Origin of the sequence: Amycolatopsis jejuensis (assembly GCF_000717335.1) — a bacterium.
GTDB lineage: Bacteria > Actinomycetota > Actinomycetes > Mycobacteriales > Pseudonocardiaceae > Amycolatopsis > Amycolatopsis jejuensis.
On the sequence record NZ_JNYZ01000020.1, the window covers coordinates 93647 to 113106 of the forward strand.

Annotated in this window: 19 protein-coding genes; 4 read left to right on the forward strand and 15 right to left on the reverse strand. The window is 69.8% G+C overall.

Annotated elements, in window-relative coordinates; genetic code table 11:
* The first annotated feature begins 59 nt into the window (after window positions 1–59).
* The gene (locus OO71_RS26550) at window positions 60–1343 is read left to right on the forward strand and encodes a helix-turn-helix transcriptional regulator (RefSeq protein ID WP_211260606.1); all 1284 of its coding nucleotides are present in this window, start codon (window positions 60–62) and stop codon (window positions 1341–1343) included.
* A 175-nt stretch (window positions 1344–1518) separates the two neighbouring features.
* Here OO71_RS26550 and OO71_RS26555 read toward each other — a convergent pair whose 3' ends face one another.
* Window positions 1519–2445 (reverse strand): LysR family transcriptional regulator, encoded by a 927-nt coding sequence (locus OO71_RS26555; RefSeq protein ID WP_033292619.1) that lies wholly within the window; start codon window positions 2443–2445, stop codon window positions 1519–1521.
* A 112-nt stretch (window positions 2446–2557) separates the two neighbouring features.
* Between OO71_RS26555 and hglS the strand changes: the two genes are divergently transcribed.
* Both hglS and OO71_RS26565 read left to right on the forward strand, forming a co-directional pair.
* Complete coding sequence (gene hglS / locus OO71_RS26560) at window positions 2558–3907, forward strand: 2-oxoadipate dioxygenase/decarboxylase (RefSeq protein ID WP_033292620.1); 1350 nt, start codon at window positions 2558–2560, stop codon at window positions 3905–3907.
* The gene (locus OO71_RS26565) at window positions 3904–4098 is read left to right on the forward strand and encodes a hypothetical protein (protein WP_033292621.1); all 195 of its coding nucleotides are present in this window, start codon (window positions 3904–3906) and stop codon (window positions 4096–4098) included. Before hglS ends, OO71_RS26565 begins: the two co-directional genes overlap by 4 nt.
* A gap of 6 nt (window positions 4099–4104) precedes the next feature.
* Here the strand turns inward: OO71_RS26565 and OO71_RS26570 are convergent, their stop codons facing one another.
* Genes OO71_RS26570 through OO71_RS26595 form a run of 6 tightly spaced genes read right to left on the reverse strand, consistent with a single transcriptional unit; the run spans window position 4105 to window position 10310 of the window.
* Entirely contained in the window at window positions 4105–5652 is a 1548-nt protein-coding gene (locus OO71_RS26570; RefSeq protein WP_033292622.1) for a sulfatase family protein, read from the reverse strand.
* Complete coding sequence (locus tag OO71_RS26575; protein ID WP_051792218.1) at window positions 5649–6974, reverse strand: MFS transporter; 1326 nt, start codon at window positions 6972–6974, stop codon at window positions 5649–5651. Before OO71_RS26575 ends, OO71_RS26570 begins: the two co-directional genes overlap by 4 nt.
* Before the next feature lie 36 nt (window positions 6975–7010).
* The gene (locus tag OO71_RS26580; protein ID WP_051792220.1) at window positions 7011–7850 is read right to left on the reverse strand and encodes an SDR family NAD(P)-dependent oxidoreductase; all 840 of its coding nucleotides are present in this window, start codon (window positions 7848–7850) and stop codon (window positions 7011–7013) included.
* The gene (locus OO71_RS26585) at window positions 7843–8259 is read right to left on the reverse strand and encodes a cupin domain-containing protein (RefSeq protein WP_033292623.1); all 417 of its coding nucleotides are present in this window, start codon (window positions 8257–8259) and stop codon (window positions 7843–7845) included. The genes OO71_RS26580 and OO71_RS26585 overlap by 8 nt, the downstream gene beginning before the upstream one ends.
* The gene (locus OO71_RS26590; RefSeq protein WP_033292624.1) at window positions 8249–9097 is read right to left on the reverse strand and encodes a phosphoenolpyruvate hydrolase family protein; all 849 of its coding nucleotides are present in this window, start codon (window positions 9095–9097) and stop codon (window positions 8249–8251) included. Before OO71_RS26590 ends, OO71_RS26585 begins: the two co-directional genes overlap by 11 nt.
* Window positions 9087–10310: a Tm-1-like ATP-binding domain-containing protein gene (locus tag OO71_RS26595; protein WP_033292794.1), complete on the reverse strand. Its 1224-nt coding sequence runs from the start codon at window positions 10308–10310 to the stop codon at window positions 9087–9089. Before OO71_RS26595 ends, OO71_RS26590 begins: the two co-directional genes overlap by 11 nt.
* A 134-nt stretch (window positions 10311–10444) precedes the next feature.
* Between OO71_RS26595 and OO71_RS26600 the strand changes: the two genes are divergently transcribed.
* Window positions 10445–11911, forward strand: coding sequence for an aminotransferase-like domain-containing protein (locus tag OO71_RS26600; protein ID WP_051792222.1), 1467 nt, complete (start codon window positions 10445–10447; stop codon window positions 11909–11911).
* 54 nt (window positions 11912–11965) lie between these two features.
* Here the strand turns inward: OO71_RS26600 and OO71_RS26605 are convergent, their stop codons facing one another.
* From OO71_RS26605 to OO71_RS26640, 8 genes are all read right to left on the reverse strand, one after another.
* Entirely contained in the window at window positions 11966–12586 is a 621-nt protein-coding gene (locus OO71_RS26605; RefSeq protein WP_033292625.1) for an SRPBCC family protein, read from the reverse strand.
* A gap of 13 nt (window positions 12587–12599) precedes the next feature.
* On the reverse strand, window positions 12600–13922 hold the full coding sequence (locus tag OO71_RS26610; protein WP_051792225.1) for an MFS transporter: 1323 nt from the start codon (window positions 13920–13922) through the stop codon (window positions 12600–12602).
* Window positions 13923–14003: 81 nt separating this feature from the next.
* Window positions 14004–14339 (reverse strand): cupin domain-containing protein, encoded by a 336-nt coding sequence (locus tag OO71_RS26615; RefSeq protein ID WP_033292626.1) that lies wholly within the window; start codon window positions 14337–14339, stop codon window positions 14004–14006.
* 37 nt (window positions 14340–14376) lie between these two features.
* On the reverse strand, window positions 14377–15162 hold the full coding sequence (locus OO71_RS26620) for an SDR family oxidoreductase (protein ID WP_033292627.1): 786 nt from the start codon (window positions 15160–15162) through the stop codon (window positions 14377–14379).
* Window positions 15163–15204: 42 nt separating this feature from the next.
* The gene (locus tag OO71_RS50965; RefSeq protein WP_033292628.1) at window positions 15205–15723 is read right to left on the reverse strand and encodes an SRPBCC family protein; all 519 of its coding nucleotides are present in this window, start codon (window positions 15721–15723) and stop codon (window positions 15205–15207) included.
* Window positions 15723–18137 carry a xanthine dehydrogenase family protein molybdopterin-binding subunit gene (locus tag OO71_RS26630; protein ID WP_051792227.1) on the reverse strand — a complete coding sequence of 805 codons (2415 nt, stop codon included), beginning with the start codon at window positions 18135–18137 and terminating at the stop codon, window positions 15723–15725. Before OO71_RS26630 ends, OO71_RS50965 begins: the two co-directional genes overlap by 1 nt.
* Window positions 18130–18597 carry a (2Fe-2S)-binding protein gene (locus tag OO71_RS26635; RefSeq protein ID WP_033292629.1) on the reverse strand — a complete coding sequence of 156 codons (468 nt, stop codon included), beginning with the start codon at window positions 18595–18597 and terminating at the stop codon, window positions 18130–18132. The genes OO71_RS26630 and OO71_RS26635 overlap by 8 nt, the downstream gene beginning before the upstream one ends.
* Complete coding sequence (locus OO71_RS26640) at window positions 18594–19442, reverse strand: FAD binding domain-containing protein (protein WP_033292630.1); 849 nt, start codon at window positions 19440–19442, stop codon at window positions 18594–18596. The genes OO71_RS26635 and OO71_RS26640 overlap by 4 nt, the downstream gene beginning before the upstream one ends.
* Window positions 19443–19460 lie beyond the last annotated feature (18 nt).

Consider the following 19460-nt stretch of genomic DNA (forward strand, 5'->3'; position numbering starts at 1 on the left):
GTCGCACCTGATCGTCGGTCGAGGTGTCGCTCGACGTCCGGACAGGTAAGATCGCGGCCGTGCCCAAGCCGGAAGCCGCCGCCCTGCGCGACGTCATCGACGGTCCGCTGCTCGAGATCGCCGTCCGGTTCTCCCGGGTGCTCGCCGACCGCTGGCCGCACACCGCGCTCGTGATCTTCACCCGCGAGTGCACCGGCCGTCCGCGCAAGGTCGCCGGCCCGGCCGCGGTGGTGGACCGGATCACAATCGCCGAGCTGGAGGCGCTCAAGGCCAGTCTCACCCCGGGAGGCACGCAGCGCACGACCGCGGCGATCGGCGGCGCGTCCCGTCCGGTGTGGACAGTGCTGGACCGCACCGGGACGCTCCTGGTGCTGATCACCCGTCAGGACAAGGAACTCCGGGACGCGGCCGAGCTGGCGGGGTTGTTCGGCATCGTCGCGACGTCGATCCGGCAGCAGGTCGCGCAGGCCAGTCCGGAGTACCTCACCGAATCGCGCGCCGCCTCGGCCGAACGTGCCCGCACGATCGCCGAAATGGCCGCCGCGCACGAAACGTCGCTGGTCAGCATCCTCACCGCCCTCCGCGCAAGCACCCTCGACGACCGCCAGGCCCGCGCCAGCGCAACCGAAACCGCGTCGGCCGCGCTGGTAGCACTCCGGTCCGCGCAGGCGTCCGACCAGGCGTGGTCCGAGGAACCGGCGCCCGCCGCGTTCGCGAAACTCCGCCGCGAGCTGCGGCAGACGCTCCGGCACCACGACGCCGCGCTCGAATTCGCCGCACCGGAGAAAACCGGGCGTCCACTGCCGGGCGAAATCGCGCACGCCGCCCGCGCGATGACCCGTACCGCGGTCCTCGCGTTCACCGCCCAGCCGGACCTGACCCGCCTGCGCATCGCCTGGACGACCGACGCCACGTCGCTGCGCGCCGACGTCCGCGACCACGAATCGGGCCGCCTGGACGTCCCCGCCCTGCACGACCAGCTCCACGGCCGCGCGGACGCACTGGGCGGCTCGGTGGAACTCGACGCGACCCCGGGCTGGGGCAGCCGCGCGACGATCGTGCTGCCGCTGGCCCCGCCCCCGGGTCCGGCCGACGAGAACCCGCTGGCCGGGCTCAACCAGCGGGAACTGCAGGTACTCAGGCTGCTCGCGCAAGGCAAACGCAACAAGGCCATCGCGGAGGAACTGGGGATCACCGAGAGCACGGTGAAGTTCCACGTGACCGGGGTGCTGAGGAAACTGGGCGCGGGCACTCGCGGCGAGGCGGCGGCGATTGCCCTGGCTGCGGGAGTCCGGCCGGACTCCCTGCCGGGCCCGGCGAACCGCGCTGGGACGCCGGGATAGGGGCCTGGGGTCGTGCGCCGGGGTGGCGGAAAGCGGCGCGGGTAGCGCGGGTAGCGCGGGTAGCGCGGGTAGCGCGGGTAGCGCGGGTTCCGGAGCCTGCGCGGCGGGTTTGGTCGCAACCCGCGTCATTCCGTGAAGGGAACCATGAGGGAATCAGATTCCGTGAAGGTGGCCTTCACGGAACGAGGGGTCCCGGGGGTCGCGGGGCGGGGTCACGGGGCGGGGCGGGCAACGCACGCCGGATCGCGGTGAGGAATCCGGGGAGCAGCGGGTTGCTGCTCCCCGTGCGGTACGCCACGGAAACGGTCCGGTGCGCACCCGCCTGCGGGAGCCGGGTCGCGGTGATCCGCTCGTCGGCGCGATGGCCGAGGGCCGGGATCACCGCGACTCCGCCGGTGGCCGCGACCAGTTCGCGGACCACGTCGTAGTTGTTGGTGCGGAAGGCGATCGCCGGGCGGAAACCCGCCGCCGCGCACAGCCGGGTCAGCGACACCGTGCCTGCGGTGCCTTCCCTGCTGGTGATCCACTGCTGCCCGCCGAGACGGGCCAGCGTGGCCGGGGTCCGGCTGCCGGTCCGGCGGACGAGCAGCAGGTCTTCGCGCAGGAGTGGTTCGGTGGTGAGGTCGTCCGGCCATTCGCGCGGGCTCAGGCCGTATTCGTACAGCAGCGCGACATCCAGGTCCCCCGCGGTGAGGGCGTTCACCAGTTCCTCGGGCTCCCCCTCCTCCAGCGTCACCTCGGCATCGGGCCGCTCGCTGCCGAACGCCGACAGCAGGCCGGGTACCACACGGACGCTCGCGGTGGGGAAACTGCCCAGCCGGATCCGGCCGATCGTGCCCGCGGCGAGGCGGCGGACCTGCGTGGCCAGCTCGTCGACGTCGGCCAGCACCCGCCTGCTCAGCTCGACCAGCCGGTCGCCCGCCGCTGTGGTCCGGATGCCGTGCGCTTCGCGCTCGAACAGCACCAGGCCGGTGTCCTTCTCCAGCGCGGCAATCTGCTGCGACACCGCCGAAGCGGTGTACCCCAGCTCGCGCGCGGCGATCGCGAACGATCCGGTGCGGTGCACGGCCTGCAGGGTCAGCAGGTGGTGGATCCGGTACATGCGCCTAGCGTAAGCATCGCTTGGCCTGAAGTGCAAAAAGTGCCGTTCTGCTGGGTCTTGGCTCAGGCCGTCCCGACGGCCAGGCTGGAGCCGAGACCCAGGAAAGGCCCCGATGAAGACAATTCCCCAGTGGCAGTTGCGGGCCGCGTTCGCGCGGCGGCTGTCCGAGAGGTACGGCCGGGAGGTTCCGGCGTACACGACGCTGGTCGACGTCTCGCGGGAGGTCAATGAGGACGTCCTGCGCCGCACCGGCGCCGACGCCGAACGGCTCGGGAGCATCGAACGGGTCACCGCGGAGCGGCACGGCGCGATCCGGGTGGGCACCCCGGCCGAACTGCAGCAGGTCGCGCGGATTTTCGGGGCACTCGGCATGGTGCCGGTGGGGTTCTACGACCTGCGCGAGGCGGCGGCCAGCGCGGTTCCGGTGGTGTCGACCGCATTCCGTCCGATCGAGGCGGACGAGCTCGCGCGCAATCCGTTCCGGGTGTTCACCTCGATGCTGACCCCGGCCGACCCACGGTTCTTCGACGACGATCTTCGCGCGCGGCTGGAGAATTTCCTCGGCAGGCGGCGGCTTTTCCCGCCGGAACTGCTGGAGCTCGCCGACCGCGCGGACCGGGACCACGAACTGTCCGAAGTGGACGCCGAACGGTTCCTCGGCCTGGCGGTCGGCGCCTTCGAGTTGTCGGCCGAACCGGTGGACCGCGCGTGGTACCAGGAGCTGGAGAAAGTTTCCTCGGTCGCCGCGGACATCGGCGGGGTGTCGAGCACGCACGTCAACCATCTCACGCCGCGGGTGCTCGACATCGACGAGCTGTATCGCCGGATGAGCGCCCGCGGGATCGAGATGATCGACGCGATCCAGGGTCCGCCCCGGTGGGCCGGGCCGGACGTGCTGCTGCGGCAGACGTCCTTCCGGGCGCTCGCCGAGCCACGCCGGATGCGCGAGGCCGACGGCAGTGTCACGACCGGCGCACTGCGCGTCCGTTTCGGCGAGGTCGAAGCACGCGGGATTGCCCTCACGAGGAAAGGCCGGGAGCGGTACGACGAGCTGCTGGCCGAAACCGATCGGCGAAGCAGCGGTCACGACCGTGCCGAGGTCGCGAAAACCGTTTGGCAGCAAGGATTCCCGGACACCGAGCGGGGGCTGATCGAGGACGGGCTGGCGTTCTTCACCTACCACCTGCGCGAAGACCGGCCCCGCCGCGGGCCGACGAGCCTCACCGCGAGCTGGGTGGACGCGCGACCAATCGTCTACGAGGATTTCCTGCCCCGCTCGGCCGCCGGGATCTTCCAGTCCAACCTCAGCGGCGCAGGCACTCGCGACAACACCCGCGAAGGGGCGCATTACGACGTCGCGCGGCTGTCCGGCGTGCTCGAACGCGACATCCATGACCCGTACGAGCTCTACGAGCGGCAGCAGAACGCCACTGTGGAACAACTGATGGACGAACGGACGTGACCACCGCACTGGACCTCGTCGACGAATGGGGCCCGGAGCAGTCGGCCGCACCGCAGCGGATCGCTTCGCGGCTCTCGGCGCGACCGTGGTGGCAGTGTCGACCGCTCACGGCAGGCTTCGACGCCGCCGAGGTATTCACGACGATCTCGGACCCGGTGCGGGCCGACACCCGCACCGGGTGCGTTCCGTGATGAATCCTAGAAGGTCCCGATCCCGCGTAACTGCCGTGGCGAGTTCGGGTATCCCTCCAGGACGATCGCCTCGGTCAGCGCTTCGCGGAGCTGTTCGCGTTGCGTTGCGTACGCGGGGTCGGTGGCCAGGTTGTGTTGTTCTCCCGGGTCGGTCGTGAGGTCGAACAGCTGCTCGCCGCCCCCGGCCAGGAAACGGCTGTATCGGTAGCGCGCGGTCCGGACGGTGCGGCACCAGCTGGTCGGAGTCGGGTTCCAGTGGTTGCTGTCGCTGCGCACGTACACCGTGTCGCGCCAGGTATCGACGTCCTCGGCACGGCAGAGCGGCAGCAGGGACCGGCCGGGCAGCATCGGGATCCGCTCGGGGACCCGGGGCCGCCCGAGGTCCGGCCGGGACAGGTCCGGGGCGGGCAGGCCGGCCATGTCCAGGAACGTCGGCGCGAGGTCGGTGAGCTCGGCCAGTTCCGGCCGGGTGGTCCCGGCGGCCAGGCCCGGTCCGCTGATGAGCAGCGGGACCCGGATGCACGCGTCGTAGTGGCGTTCGAACTTCCCGAGCAGGCCGTGGTCGTGGAGCATTTCGCCGTGGTCGGAGGTGAACACGAGATAGGTGTCCCCGGCCCGGCCGGTGCGGTGCAGGCTTTCCAGGAGACGGCCGAGCTGGGCGTCCAGGTGGGCGAGATCGGCGAAGTACATCCGCCGGTCGTGCTGCCAGCTGCGGGTCGTCCAGGTCGGCTCGGGGTGCCGGTCGGCGGCGAAGTACGCAGGCTGCCGGGTCTCGTGCCATTCGGCGGGAAGCGGTCCGGGAATCGCCTCGGCGTCGACGTGTGGAATGTATTCCGCAGGCGGGGAAAACGGGTTGTGCGGCTGGACGTAGCTCACGTGCGCGAAGAACGGCGTATCGGCCGGGACGCTTTCCAGGAAATCGATCGCGCGGTCGGTGATCCACGCGGACTGGGACACCTCGGCCGGGTACGGCAGCGGGTACGCTTCGTCGTCGCTGTCCGGGTAATCCGGCGAGGCCAGCGGGATTTCCCGTCGCGCCGCTTCGATCTTGGCGCCAAGCCCACGCTTTTCGACGTCGTGGGCCATCGTCATCCAGACGGTCGCGAGTGCCGCGCGGTAATGCTCGGGATGGGTCCGCTCGACCCAGTCCGTCCATTCGCCGACCCGCCGGTCCTCGGTGATGTGGGTGACGTCGAAACCGTAGGCGCGGTAGTCGGGATCGCCGAGCACCTGCGGCGCGAAGTGCAGCTTGCCGAACGCTCCGGTACGCCATCCCGCGTCGCGCAGCGCATGCATGAATGTCGGGATCTGCGGATCGAGTGCGTACCCGAGTTCGGTGACGCCGTGCCCGGCGCTCGTGAGGCCGGTCGCGATGGTGGAGCGGGCCGGGCTGCACACCGGGTTGGGAGTGAACGCATTCGTGAACGTCACGCCCTCGTCGGCCAGCCGCCGCAGGTTCGGCAGCGACACCACCCCTTGGTGCGCGGCCTCCAGCCAGCGGGCGCCGAGCTGGTCCACCATCACCAGCAGCAGGTTTTTCCGGGACGTTGTCATACGTGGTCTCCCGTCACGATGGGCCGGGCCGCCGCATCCTGTTTGGTGAAGCCGACGATGCGGGCGGCTGCGGTGGCGACGAGCGTGATGATGGTGAGCGCCGACATGTACACCGCGATCGACCACGGGTGGCCGCCGCTTGCCTGGAGCAGCAGCGTGGCGACGGTCGGCATGAGTGCGCCGCCGAGGACGGACCCGAGCGGGAAGCCGAGCGAGATTCCGCTGTACCGGTTGCCGGTGGGGAACAGCTCGGAGAAGAACGCCGCCTGGATCCCGAAGAGGCCTCCGGCCACCCCGGACCCGATGATGTTGGCGATGAACACGAGGGCGATCGACTTCGTGTCGAGGAGCCAGAAGAACGAGAACGCGGCCGGGATCATCAAGGTGGCGAAGAAGGCGTACGCCCGCCGCCGGTCGAACCGGTCGGAAATCCAGCCGCCGACCGGTGCCATCAGCAGGTAAGCGATGCCGCCCACTAGGTTTGCGGTCACCGCGACCGAACGCGGCAACCCGAGCTGGTTCACCGTGTAGGAGATGCCGAACACCCCGAGCATGAACCCGAACGCCGAGTTCGCGACGTACAGCCCGGTGGTGACGACGATATTGCGCGGGCTCTTGCGCAACGTGGCGAACATCGATACCCGCTTCGTCGCGCCGGTGTTGCGGATCCGCTGGAACGCCGGTGACTCCGACAGCTGCATCCGCACCGCCATCCCGACGCCGACGAGCACGATGCTCAGCAGGAACGGGATCCGCCAGCCCCAGGCGAGCAGCTGCTCGGTGGTCAGCACGGTGAGCAGGATGGTGACCGTGAGCGAGCCGAGCACGATGCCGAGCCCGGCGCCGAGCTGGATCAGGCTGCCGTAGAAACCGCGCCGTTTTTCCGGCGAGCTCTCCACCATGAGCGACACGGCGCCGCCCCACTCCCCGCCGAGCGCGAAGCCCTGGATGAAGCGTAAGGCGGTCAGGGCGAGCGGGGCCCAGACGCCGATGGCGGCGTAGGTGGGCAGCAACCCCATGAGGAAGGTCGACGCACCCACGATGCCGAGGGTCAGCGCCAGCACCGGTTTGCGCCCGAGCCGGTCCCCGAAGTGGCCGAACACCATCGCGCCGAACGGCCGGGAAATGAAGCCGACGGCGAAGGCGCCGAAGGCAAGCAGGGTGCCGACGGTCGGGTCGGATGCCGGGAAGAAGACCTGGTTCAGCACGACCGCGGTCATCGTGCCGTAGATGAGGAAATCGTAGAACTCGAGCATGTTGCCGACGACCGTGGCGATGATCAGCTTCGTACCCGGCCGCTGCCCGGTTGAGGGGTCGTTCATGAGCGCACTCCTTTGTGCGGTGGAGGGGGAGCCCGGTCAGTACGGGCAGCTGCCGCCGTCGACGTTGATGCTCTGCCCGCGGACTGCCTGTACGCGGTCGCCGAGCAGGAAGGATATGACCGACGCCACCTCGATCGGCGCGATGTGCCGGCCGAGCTGTTCGTTGGCCATGAACGAGAAGATCTCGTCGGCGTATTCGGCCGTCTGCGTCGCGTGGGTGTCGGCGACCTGGTGCAGCATCGGGGTTTCGACGCCGCCCGGGCACACGCAGTTGACGTTGATCGAGTACTGCGCCCATTCCTCGGCGGCGACCCTGGTCAGGTTGATGATCGCGGCCTTGCTGGCGTTGTAGGCCAGCATGTCCGGGTGTCCCTTCTTGCCCGCCTCGGACGCGACGTTGACGATGCTGCCGCCGGTGCCCTGGCCGATCATCCGCTCGGCCACCAGCCGGGTGATCTCGAAGGGACCGAAGACGTTCACCGCGAACTGGTCGTCCCACAGCGGCCGGAAGTGCTCCAGCGCGGGAGCCATCTTCACGATGCCCGCGACGTTCGCCAATCCGTCGATGCCGCCGAGCAGGCTCACCGTCCGGTCCACCGCGGCGTGTACCGAGGACTCGTCGGTCAGGTCGAGCCCGAGCCCGTGCACGCCGTGCTCGCTGCCGCCGAGTGACTCGGCCAGCTTCACCGCCGCCGGCTCGGACACGTCGGCGATGACGACGCTCGCGCCCTCCTTCACCAGCAGCTCGGCGGTGACGCTGCCGACGCCGCCGGTACCCCCGGTGACGAGGAACCGCTTTCCTTGGTGGACCGGGTAGACCACCGGTTCGGCAACCGGGATCCGATGGCTGCGGCCGGGCCGCTTGAACTCACCCACGAGGGGCCACCGCCCAGGTCGGCGCCTCCCCCGGCGCCAGCTCGACGAAGCCGGGCACCTCGCGCAGGGCGTTCTCGGCCCCGCCCGGGGTGTAGGTGGCCACCAGGCGCAGCGGACGCCATCCGGTGTTGAACGTCGAGTGCATCGTGCCCTTCGGAATCCAGATCGCGTCGCCCGCCCGCACGGTGAACTCCGGGTCGTCGCCGACGGTCTGCCTGCCCTCCCCCTCGATCACGTACAGCACCTCGTCGGCATCGGGGTGTTCGTGGCGGTCGTGGCCCTTGTTCGGGTTGATGACCACTTCGCCCAGCGTGGAGGAGGCGCCGTCGATGAGGTCCGGGGTCACGTGCCATTTGATGGCGCCCCAGTCGAAAACCATTGCGGGGAGCGAATTCGGGTCACGATGCATGGGTCTCTCCTGTCGGGTGATGGGCGAGGTTCTTGAACGCACGGAGCTGGCCGGCGATCGCGCGTTCGGTGGGCAGCCGTTCCATCGACGACGCGCCGAAGAAGCCGGCGATGCCGTGCGTCCGTTCCAGGACGTACTGGACGTCCTCGGGTTCGGCGATCGGGCCGCCGTGGCACAGCACGAGGATGCCGGGGTTGACGGCTACGGCGGCGTCGCGCATCTCCTGGATGCGGGTGACGGCCTCGTCCAGGCTGACCACCGTTTTGGCCCCGATGCTGCCCTTGGCCGTCAATCCGAGGTGGGGCACGAGAATGTCCGCGCCGGCCTGGGCCATCGCGGTCGCCTGTGCCGCGTCGAACACGTACGGCGCGGTGAGCAGCTCCCGTTCCGCGGCCAGCCGGATCATCTCGACCTCGAGGTCGAAGCCCATGCCGGTCTCTTCCAGGTTGGCGCGGAAGACGCCGTCGATGAGCCCGACGGTCGGGAAGTTCTGCACCCCGGTGAACCCGAGTGCGCGCAGCTGGTCGAGAAACCACGGCATCCGGCGGAACGGGTCGGTGCCGCAGACCCCGGCAAGCACCGGCGTGTGCTCGACGACCGGCAGCACCTCACCGGCCATCTCGACCACGATCGCGTTGGCGTCGCCATAGGGCAGCAGCCCGGCGAGCGACCCGCGGCCGGCCATCCGGAAACGGCCGGAGTTGTAGATGATCAGCAGGTCCACCCCGCCTGCTTCGGCAGCTTTGGCCGAGAGCCCGGTACCTGCCCCTGCGCCGATGATGAGCCGCCCGGCATCGATCTGGCTGCGGAAACGGTCGAGTGCCTGGTCACGATCCATTGCTGGTCCTCCCCATGAGCCGGTGCAGATGGTCAGCAGCCGACCTCGCGAAATCCGCGTCGTTGATGTGCCGGGCACTGTCGACGACCTCGACCCCGCTGCCCGCGACCGCAGCCAGGGCCGCGTCCACACACGCCGCGTCGACCTCGGGGGCCCAGAACGGTCCGCCCGCGGCATCGACCGCGGAAAGCCCACCCCGCGGGATATGCAGCGCGACCGGGCCGGTGGACGCCGCAAGTTTCCGGCCGAGCACCGCGCCGATCTGTGCGGCCTCGGCGGCATTCGTGCGCATCAGCGTGACGGCGTCGTTGTGGACGAGTAGCATCCGGTCGGAAAACCGTTGCGGGACAGTGCTTTTCGGGCCGAAGTTCACCATGTCGAGGGCGCCGAGGCTGACCACCTGCGGAACCCCGGCCTTCGCCGCTGCCGTGAGCCGGTCCGGGCCTGCCGACAGCACCCCGCCGACGACCTCGTCGGCGAGTTCGGTGGTGGTCAGATCGAGCACGCCGGCCAGATGACCACCGGCCACCAGCGACTCCATCGTGCGGCCGCCGGAGCCGGTCGCGTGGAACACGAGAACCTCGTACCCCAGCTCCTCCAGCCGTTCCCGGGCCGCCTCCACCGCCGGGGTGGTGACGCCGAACATGCTCGCCGCGACCAGCGGCCGGTCCTCCGCCGCCGCAGTCCGCCGGGACTCGTACGCCGTGGCCATCCCTGCGATCGCCGCCGCTGCATTGCCGAGCACCTGGCGGGAAATCGAGTTGATGCCCGCGACATCGACGACGCTGTACATCAGCGTGACGTCGGTCGTGCCGACGTACGCGGACACATCCCCCGCGGCCATCGTGGAGACCAGCACCTTGGGCAACCCGACCGGCAACGCCTGCATCACCGTCGCCGCCACCGAAGAACCGCCGCTGCCGCCGAGCGCGAGCACCCCGCTGAGCCGGCCGCGCGCATACAGGTCTTCGGCAACGGCCCTCGCTCCGGCGGCCATCGCCGCCAGCGCGTGCCCGCGGTCCTGCCGCGCCCGGAGTTCGTCCAGGCTCGTCCCGGCTGCTTCGGCGACGGCCGCGGCCGTCACGTCGGCGTCGACCATCGGGGTCCCGAGCACGCTGACGTCGACGAGCACGACGTCGATTCCTTGCCCGGCAACGAGATCACGGACGAACTGGTACTCCCGGCCCTTCGTGTCGAGGGTGCCGGGCAACATCACGACCACGCTGGCCCTCCTTCCGCGGAACTGCTTGTGACTCGGGACGCTGGCCCATACTGTGGTCTACGGAATTGGCCCCAACAAGGGCCAATTCCACGTCGAATGGCCCAAATACGAGAGGGGGCTGGTGCGTGACCTCGTCCCACGCCGCGCGCGTCGGCCGGTTGCTCGACGGATGGGAGGCCGGGTCCGGAAACCTGCCTGACCGGCTGTTCCGGGCACTCGCGGAGCTCATCGAGCAGGGCGACCTGGCGGCGGGTGACCGGCTGCCGTCCGAACGTGGCCTCGCCGCCGCGCTGTCGGTGAGCCGCGGCACCGTCACCGAGGCGTACACCAGGCTGCGCGACGACGGGCGCGTCGGCAGCCGCACCGGCAGCGGCTCCGTCGTCATGTCGGACCACCGGCGCGAGACGGCCACCGACGCACGGCTGAGCACGTTCGGCTCACGGGCGGACGAGCTCGTCGACCTGTCGAGCGGCGCACCCGGCGGTCTCGACATCGTTGTCGAGCACGCGCGGGCCGCACTGAACACGTCGCTGTTCACCGAGATCGTCGCCGAGGACGGTTACGACGTGCACGGCTTGCCGAGCCTGCGTGCGGCACTCGGCACGTACTACGCAGACCTCGGCGTGCCCACCACGCAGGACGAGGTCCTGGTCACCAATGGCTCGCAGCAGGCGCTCAAGCTGCTCGCGGACACGCTGGTCAGCCGCGGCGACACAGTCATCGTCGAAGACCCGACCTACCGCGGCGCGCTGGAGGCCTTCCGTGCGCGCAACGCCCGGCTGGTGCCGGTGCCGGTCGAGGCGGACGGCCCGGATGTCGTCATGCTGGAGCGGCTGGTCCGGCAGCTGCAGCCGCGGGTGGTGTATCTGCTTCCGGTCGCCCACAACCCGACCGGTTACGTCGTCTCGCCGGAGAAGAAGCGGCGGATCGCCGAAATCATGGACGGCTCCGGCTCGATCCTCGTCGAGGACGGGTCACCGGCGGACCTGACCCTCACCACCCCGGCCCCGCCGACCCCGGTCGGTGCCGCAATGAAAAGTGCGGAATGGATCGCCGTCGGGTCCGCTTCGAAGGTCTTCTGGGGCGGCCTGCGGATCGGCTGGATCCGCGCGAAGGAATCGACGCTGCACACCCTCGTCCGGGCCAAAGCCGTCGAGGATCTCGGCAGCTCGCTGGTGAGCCAACTGGTGACGGTGGCCTGCCTGAACGACCTCACCACCGCCCGCACGCAGCGCCGCACCCACTTGCGGCACAGCCTGACCGCGGCAGTCGACACCCTCAACCGGCACGCGCCGGAATGGTCCTGGACCGAACCCGAAGGCGGCAGCGGCCTGTGGGTCCGCCTGCCCGGCACCGACACGACAGCCTTCGCACAAACCGCCCGCCGCAACGGGATCGTCATCGTACCGGGGCCGGTTTTCTCCGCGGTGGAAGGATTCCAGGACCACCTGCGCATCCCGTTCTGGAAGCCGCCGGACGAACTTACCGCCGGACTCACCCGCCTCGCCGACCTCTGGCGCGCCACCCGCAAGCAATCGGTATCGATCGACCGGGATCACCCGGTCTTGGGGCATCCCCGCAAACTGCTCTGACCGCGGCACACGGCCGGGGCCCCTGGCGGCAACCAGGGGCCCCGGCCGCACCACCTATCTCTCAGCCGCCGATCGGCGCTTCACGAACACCGAAACCAGCACGACCACCAGTGCCGCACCGACCACCGGCAGGAGGCGTTTCGCCAGTGGGACGGCCAGCACGGCAAACGCATTCACCGAGTCATCCGCCTCCCGGACGGTCTCCACCGCCGACGCAGGCGACGGGGAGCCGGTGGAAAGGCGGTCTGCCAGGCGGGACGCGAACTGGCCGATGATCTTGTCCGCCACCTCCGCGATCAAGCCGCCGCCGAACTGGGCCGGGCGGCCGGTGATCGTCAGGTCCGCCAGCATCCGGACCTCGGTCTTGCCTTCGCCTGCCTCCCGCAGGGTGCCGGTGACCTTGGCCGCCGCGGTGCCGTTGCCGCGCTGGTCACGGCCGGTTGCGTCGATCACGATGCGGTGGTTCGCCTCGTCGCGGACCAGGTAGGTGCCCGTTCCACGGTAGCTCAGCGAGATCGGGCCCAGCTTCACCTTGATGGTTCCGGAGAACGAGTCGCCGGTGTACTCGCTCAGGTCCGCGCCGGGGAAGCACGGGGCGACCGTCTCCGGGTCGTTCATGGCTGACCACACGTCGCTGAGAGGGACGGCGATGGTGAACGTGTTCTCCAGTTTCACGGGTACCTGCTCCTCAGTGATCGGACGCGTCTTCCAGGTCCTTCTTGAACGTCTCGCCCGCCCACAGCGCGGCCAGCAGCGTGAACGCGAGGACCGCGACGATGTAGATCGAGAACCCGACCGTCCCGCCGCCGGACCAGCTCAGCAGGAGTACGCCGATCAGCGGGGCGGTCGAGCCGACCACGACCGTCGCCAGCTGTACCCCGGCCGAGATGCCTGCGTAGCGCTGTTCAGTGCGGAAAAGCTCGCCGAAGTAGGCGGGCTGGAACCCGTAAAGCGTGCCTTCGATGGCGCCGAGCACGGCCATCGTCACGCACATCACCGGCAGCGATCCCGTGTGCAGCAAGGCGAACGCCGGGAAGATGAAGACGATACCCGCAATCGCACCACCGGCTGCCACCTTCCGCCTGCCGACGCGGTCGGTCAGCGACCCGGTCACGTACGCCGCGATCGCCGCGGCGACCAGGAAAGCGATGTTCAGCACGAGCGCACCGCTGCTGCTCAAGCCGATTTCCTTGGTGGTGTACGAAACGATGAACACGATGCCGGTGTAGAAGAGGATCGTGTTGCCGCACATCAGGCCGAACACGCAGAGCACGCCCTTGAGGTTGTTCCGCAGCACGTCGCGCAGCGGCTTCTTGCTCACGGCCTGCCGGGTCCGCAGCCGGGTGAACACCGGGCTCTCGTGCACGTGCCTGCGGACGAAAATCGACACGATGATCAGCGCGACGCTGACCAGGAACGGGATCCGCCAGCCCCAGTCGCGGAAGGCCTCCTTCGACATCGCCGACGTCAGCACCACCAGCACGATGGTCCCGACCAGCGGTCCGACCAGTCCGCCGACCTGCGCCCAGCTGCCCACCCGGCCACGCCGGTTACGCGGTGCATGCTCCAGCAGAAGCGTTGCCACGCCACCGAATTCGCCGCCGAGCGAGAAGCCCTGGATCAGCCGCAGCAGTACCAGCAGGATCGGCGCGAGAACGCCGATCGAATGGTAGGACGGCAGCAGGCCGATCGCCAGCGTCGAAACGCCCATCACCGTCATGGTGATCACCAGCGCCGGGCGGCGGCCGATCCGGTCGCCCAGCTGCCCGAAGAACAACCCGCCGAGCGGCCGGGCCACGAATCCCACCGCAAACGTCCCGAGCGAAGCCAGCACACCGACGACCGGTCCTTCGTTCGGGAAGAACAGCTGGTTGAAGACCAGCGCGGCGACGGACCCGAAAATCACGAAGTCGTACCACTCGATCGCGGTGCCGAGAAAACCGGCGAGGACGACTTTTCGCAGCGCCGAGCGCTGGTCTGTTTCCACGTTCGTGCCCACCATGTTGTCCATGACTCCTCCTTGAGTCCTTGTCCGATCACCCCCCGTCACCGCCCCCTGCCGCGTCCGGAGACGCGGGTTTTTCCAGCCCCCTCAGGGAAAGACGGTCACGACCAGACAGGTGACCTGTTCGGCGGACTCATTCAGCGTTTCGTGGTACTCGCCCGGTTCGAAGAGCACTGCCTCCCCCGGTCCGAGCGTGAACTGCTTGTCCCCGCTGCGGAAGCGGTAGCTCCCGGACAGCACGAGGAACGTCTGCTGCTCCGCGTCGTGCTGGTGGTCCTCCCCGCCCCCGCCGGGCGGGACCTCGGCGAGCGCGATCGAATAACGCTTGCCGACCTCCGTGCCGACCACGTTCGTGGTCCGCAGGCCGCCGAAATGGCCGGGTGGTTCGGCGAAAGTGGCGTCGGCCGTCCGGAAAATGTGCATGGGAATACTCCTGTTTTACCTTGCGGGGGAAAGAGATTCAGTACGAGACGGCCTTGCCACCGTCGACCGGGATCACCGCTCCGGTGGTGTACGAGCAGTGCGGCGAGGACAGCGTGGCCACGAGCATCGCCAGCTCCTGCGGCGTCCCGGCCCGCCCGAGCGGCAGCTCGGACACCCAGCTCTCGCGCGCCGTTTCGAGGTCCGACCCGGTGCGTTGCGCGGTCTGCTCGATCAGTTCGGTGAACCGGTCGGTGGCGATCGGGCCGGGTGCGATGAAGTTCGGGATGATCCCTTCCGGCCCGAGTTCGGCGGCCAGCGTTTTGACGTACCCGAGCAGTGCGAGGCGAGTGGCGTTCGACAGCGCCATCTGCTTCTGCACCACGCGCACGCCGATCGTCCCGATGTAATGCAGTTTTCCGTAGCCTGCCCGGCGCATGTGCGGCAGGACCTGGTCGGTGAGGTGCACGAGCGACAGGAAGTTCATCTCCATCGCCGTGCGCCAGTCCTTCGCGGTGAGCGTGTCGACCGGACCCGACGGCGGCCCGGGCGAGCTCGCCACGAGCACGTCCAGCCGGTTCCAGCGGCGTACGACCTCGGCCACCACCGACTCCACCGCAGGCTCGTCCTGCAGGTCGAGCGCGAGTCCGACGGCGTCGGCGCCATGGCGGCGCAGTTCCTCCGCGGCCTGTTCCGCGGCCGCCTCGTTCCGCCCGGTGACCGCGACCTTCACCCCTTCGGCCGCCAGCTGGTCCGCACACGCCCGCCCCAGCCCGCGAGTGCCGCCGACGACGAGCGCGACGTGCCCGGTCAATCCCAGATCCATTGGTGTACTCCGATCTTCGCGAGCCGACGCCCACCTGTTTGTTCAGAATGTCTTGCGGGACCGCGCCCACACCGCCACCGCGACCGCCACGACCGCGCCCGCCCACCACCACCGGGACGCACGGCGGGCCGGTGGCACGACCGGCGCAGCGGTGGCGAGGGCGGCCGCGATCCCGGCCATCGCCCGGTCCGCCGCACGATCGAAGGGACCCGGCCCGTACTGCGCGATCGGCCCGGTCATCCGCAACCGCGCGGTGACGGCCACCGCGGTCTGCTCCCCATCGGGGGAAAGCTGCACGGTGACGAACGCATCGAGACAGTTGCGGCCCAGCCGGTCCTGCGCCTCGCCGCGCACCACCAGCCTCCGGCCGTCCGCATCCCGTTCGACCACCTCGGCCGTCCCCCACAAGCTCATCAGTCCGGTGTGGACGGTGAAACTCCCGGCCGGGTCGGCACTTCCGGACGACTCCGGGACCCACGAGCCCCACTGCCCCGGATCGGACACGAGCGGCCAGACCAGCTCGGCCGGAGCATCGACGGTAACGGTCTTGGTCAGGTCCACTACTCCTCCTCGTCGTGCCAGAAGGATGCGAGGCCCGGCCGAGTGGTCCAGTACTGCCAGTTCGCGTCCGGGTCGGCGCCGTCGTTCAGCAGTGCCCAGACCCGCCGCGGCCGCAGCGGGGTGACCGCGACGCAGAGCCCTAGCGCGTCCGACACCGCATTCGTCACCGCCGCCATCGGCCCGATCGTGCCGGACTCCCCCATGCCCTTGATGCCGCGTTCGGTCCACGGCGACGGCGTTTCCAGGTGGTGCACCTCGATGTCGGGTACCACGGAAGTGTTGGGCAGCAGGTAGTCCTTGAACGTGCTCGATTCGGGCTGGCCCTCCGGCGAGTAGACCATCTCCTCCAGCAGCGCGGTCCCGATCCCCTGCGCGACCCCGCCGTGGACCTGGCCATCGACGATCGCCGGGTTGATGATCGTCCCGCAGTCCTCGACGACGACGTACCGGGCGATCGACACGCGGCCGGTCCACGTGTCGACGTCGGCGATCGCGACGTGACAGGCATTGGAGAACGTCCCGCTCGGCGGCCCGTCGACGTACGACACCGCCTCCAGCCCCGGCGCCATCCCCGGCGGCAGATGCTGGACCGTCCGGTTGGCGAAGTACGCGATCTCGGCGACGGTGACCCGCGCGCCGTCGGTCCCCTTCACGCCGACGACCCCGTCGGTGATCTCCAAATCGCCGACGGCCGCTTCGAGCCGGTGTGCGGCGATCTCCAGGATCTTGGCCCGGATCTCGCGCGCCGCACCCATCGCCGCCGCCCCGCCGAGCGCCGCACCACGGCTGCCCCAGGTCCCGACGCAGTACGGGCTCGCCGACGTGTCGCCGTGCACCAGCCGGACCCGGTCGAGGCCCACGCCGAGTTCTTCGGCAATGAGCTGCCCGAACGTCGTCTCCATACTCTGCCCGTGGCTTTGCAGCCCGGTGTACGCGACCACCATGCCGTCGGGTTCGACGCGAATGCGGATCGATTCGTACCCGGTTTCGATCGGGCCGCCGCGGGTGGCGAAATCGGGCGTGCCGTGTGACGTCTGCTCGTTGTACAGCGCAATCCCGTACCCACGGCGGATCCGCGCGTCCGGCTCCTCGACGCCGCGCGCACGGTGTTCCTCGTACCCCGACACCTTCAGCGCCAGCTCCAGTGACTCGGCGTACGAACCCGGGTCGTAAGTGAGGCCGTTGGCGGTCTGGTACGGGAATTCGCGGATCACGTTGGCCCGGCGGACTTCCGCCGGATCGAGGACGAGCGTGCGCGCGATCTCGTCCATCAGCCGTTCCATCGAGTACACCGCCGAGGGCCGCCCGACCCCGCGATAAGTGCCGAGCGGACATTTGTTGGTGGCGACCGCTCGGTCCTCGACCTCGTAATTCCGGATCGCGTACGGGCCGAGCAGGACTTTCGACGCCATTCCGGGATCGCTGCTCGCCGTCCACGGGAACAGCGAGTACGCACCCGCGTCCACGACGATCTGCGCCTTCAGGAAGTGGATCTTCCCCGTGTCGTCGACATGCGCTTCCAGCTGGTGTACGTGATCACGGGCATGCGCGCTTGCGACGAGGTGTTCGAGCCGGTCCTCGGTCCAGCGGACCGCCCGGCCCAGCCGCAGCGCGAGGGCCGTGATCAGCACCTCCTCGGCGAACACGTGCGCTTTCACGCCGAAGCCGCCGCCGACGTCCGGCGCGATGACCTCCAGGGAGTTCTCGGCAATCCCGAGCTCCCGTGCCACGTAAGTCCGCACGAGATGCGGCACCTGTGTGGACGAGTACAGCGTCACCCGGCCACCCTGCGGTGCGGGCACGGCCGCGCAGCCGCGACCTTCGAGCGGCACCCCGGCCTGGCGCAACGACCGGAACGAGCGCCGGACGACCTGCGTGGCCTGTCCGCGGCCCGTTTCCGGGTCGCCGAAAACGCGCCGCCGCCGGTAGAACATGTTGTCCCGCCAGTGTTCGTGCACCGTCTCCGCATCCGGGGCCAACGCCGCTTCGAGGCTGACGATCGCCTCCTGGGCGTCGTAGTCGACCTCCACGAACTCGGCGGCGTCCTCCACCAGGTACGGGTCTTCGTGCAGCACCGCGGCGACCGGCTCGCCGACGAACCGCACGACGTCCTTCGCGAGCAGCGGCTGGTCGCCGTGCTGCCACGATTCGTGCGCGCCGGGCGCCCGCATCGCGAGGTCGCCGAGGTCGGCACCGGTGACCAGGGTGACGCCGGACGGGAGGTCCGGGGAATGCGTCAGCCGGACTCCGGTGATCCGGGCCCGGGCGACCGGGCTGCGGACGAGCGAGACGGTGAGCGCGCCCGGCAGGTCGAGGTCGTCGACGTACCGTCCGCTCCCGGTCAGGTACCGCGGGTCCTCGACCCGCCGCACCCGTGCCCCGACCAGGCCGGGTGCCGCGATCCGGTCAGTCATCAGCGGCCTCCCGCTCGGCGAGCCGGACGGCCTTGACGATGTTGACGTACCCGGTGCAGCGGCAGATGTTGCCCGCCAGCGCATCCCGGACCTCGTCATCGGACATCCCGGCCGAGCGTTTCACCAGCTCACAGGCGGTGAGCACGAAGCCGGGCGTGCAGAATCCGCACTGCAACCCGTGTGCCTCGGCGAACGCTTCCTGCACCGGATGCAGGTCGCCGGGTGTCCCGATGCCCTCGATCGTGGTGATCTCCGAGCCCTCCGCCTGTGCGGCGAGCGTGATGCAGGCACGCGCGGGCAGGCCGTCGATCAGCACCGTGCAGGCGCCGCAGACGCCGTGCTCGCAGCCGAGGTGGGTACCCGGCAGCTTGAGGTCTTTGCGCAGGACGTCCGCCAGCAACCGGCGCGGCTCCACGAACACGTCGTGGTCCTGCCCGTTGACCCGAAGGGTGATGATCACGGCTGCTGCCCTCCTTCCGGGCCAGTGGATTCGGCGAACTCGCGCACGAGGGCGCGGATCAGGGACAGCTCGTAACGCTTTTCGGCAATGTCGACCCCGAGCGACGCGGCGTCGAGGTCGACGGCATCGCCGAGCGCGGCCGGATCGTCGAGCACGGATTCCGTCTGCCGCAAGCGAACCGGCGTCGAGGCCAGACCGGCGACGCCCAGCCGGACCTCGGACCGCTTGCCGTCCTCGACCCGGAATGTGGCGGCAATGGCGGCACTCGCGAAATCGCCGGTGCGTTCGACGATCTCCCGGAAGTACGCCTGCTCGCCCTCGGCCACCGGGACGACCACCTCCGTGAGCATCTCGTCCGGCTCCACCACGGTCATGAACGGACCCACGAAGAACTCGCCCGCAGGCACCCGCCGCTCGCCGCGCGCCCGGGAGCGAAGGACCATCTCCGCGTCCACGGTGACCGCGACCACGCCGAGTTCGGCGTGCGAGTCCGCGTGCGACAGGCTGCCACCGACGGTCCCCCGGTTGCGGATCGCCGGGTACCCGATGAACGGCGCGCAGGCGGCGAACAGCGGAACCAGCTCGCGTACCAGCGGGTCGTCTTCGAGCACCCGGTGCCGCAGCGTCGCGCCGAGCCGGGCCTGCGCACCGGCCCGGCGGACCGACCCGGTCTCGACGCGGCTCACGTCGACCAGCACCGACGGACGCGCCAGCCGCAGGTTGAGCATCGGGACCAGGCTCTGCCCGCCGGCCAGGATCTTGGCGTCGTCACCGAGTTCGGCGAGCAGGTCGATCGTGTGCTCGATCGACTCCGCCCGCCGGTACCCGACGGCCGCGGGCTTCACTGTCCACTCCGGACTGCC

Bases quoted from the DNA above. Each gene is read 5' to 3' on its own strand.
- OO71_RS26620 (WP_033292627.1), bottom strand. From the start codon at position 15,162: ATGGATCTGGGATTGACCGGGCACGTCGCGCTCGTCGTCGGCGGCACT.
- OO71_RS26570 (WP_033292622.1), bottom strand. From the start codon at position 5,652: ATGACAACGTCCCGGAAAAACCTGCTGCTGGTGATGGTGGACCAGCTC.
- OO71_RS26595 (WP_033292794.1), bottom strand. From the start codon at position 10,310: ATGTTGCCCGGCACCCTCGACACGAAGGGCCGGGAGTACCAGTTCGTC.
- OO71_RS26615 (WP_033292626.1), bottom strand. From the start codon at position 14,339: ATGCACATTTTCCGGACGGCCGACGCCACTTTCGCCGAACCACCCGGC.
- OO71_RS26610 (WP_051792225.1), bottom strand. From the start codon at position 13,922: ATGGACAACATGGTGGGCACGAACGTGGAAACAGACCAGCGCTCGGCG.
- hglS (WP_033292620.1), top strand. From the start codon at position 2,558: ATGAAGACAATTCCCCAGTGGCAGTTGCGGGCCGCGTTCGCGCGGCGG.
- OO71_RS26555 (WP_033292619.1), bottom strand. From the start codon at position 2,445: ATGTACCGGATCCACCACCTGCTGACCCTGCAGGCCGTGCACCGCACC.
- OO71_RS26590 (WP_033292624.1), bottom strand. From the start codon at position 9,097: ATGGATCGTGACCAGGCACTCGACCGTTTCCGCAGCCAGATCGATGCC.
- OO71_RS26585 (WP_033292623.1), bottom strand. From the start codon at position 8,259: ATGCATCGTGACCCGAATTCGCTCCCCGCAATGGTTTTCGACTGGGGC.
- OO71_RS26575 (WP_051792218.1), bottom strand. From the start codon at position 6,974: ATGAACGACCCCTCAACCGGGCAGCGGCCGGGTACGAAGCTGATCATC.
- OO71_RS26630 (WP_051792227.1), bottom strand. From the start codon at position 18,137: ATGACTGACCGGATCGCGGCACCCGGCCTGGTCGGGGCACGGGTGCGG.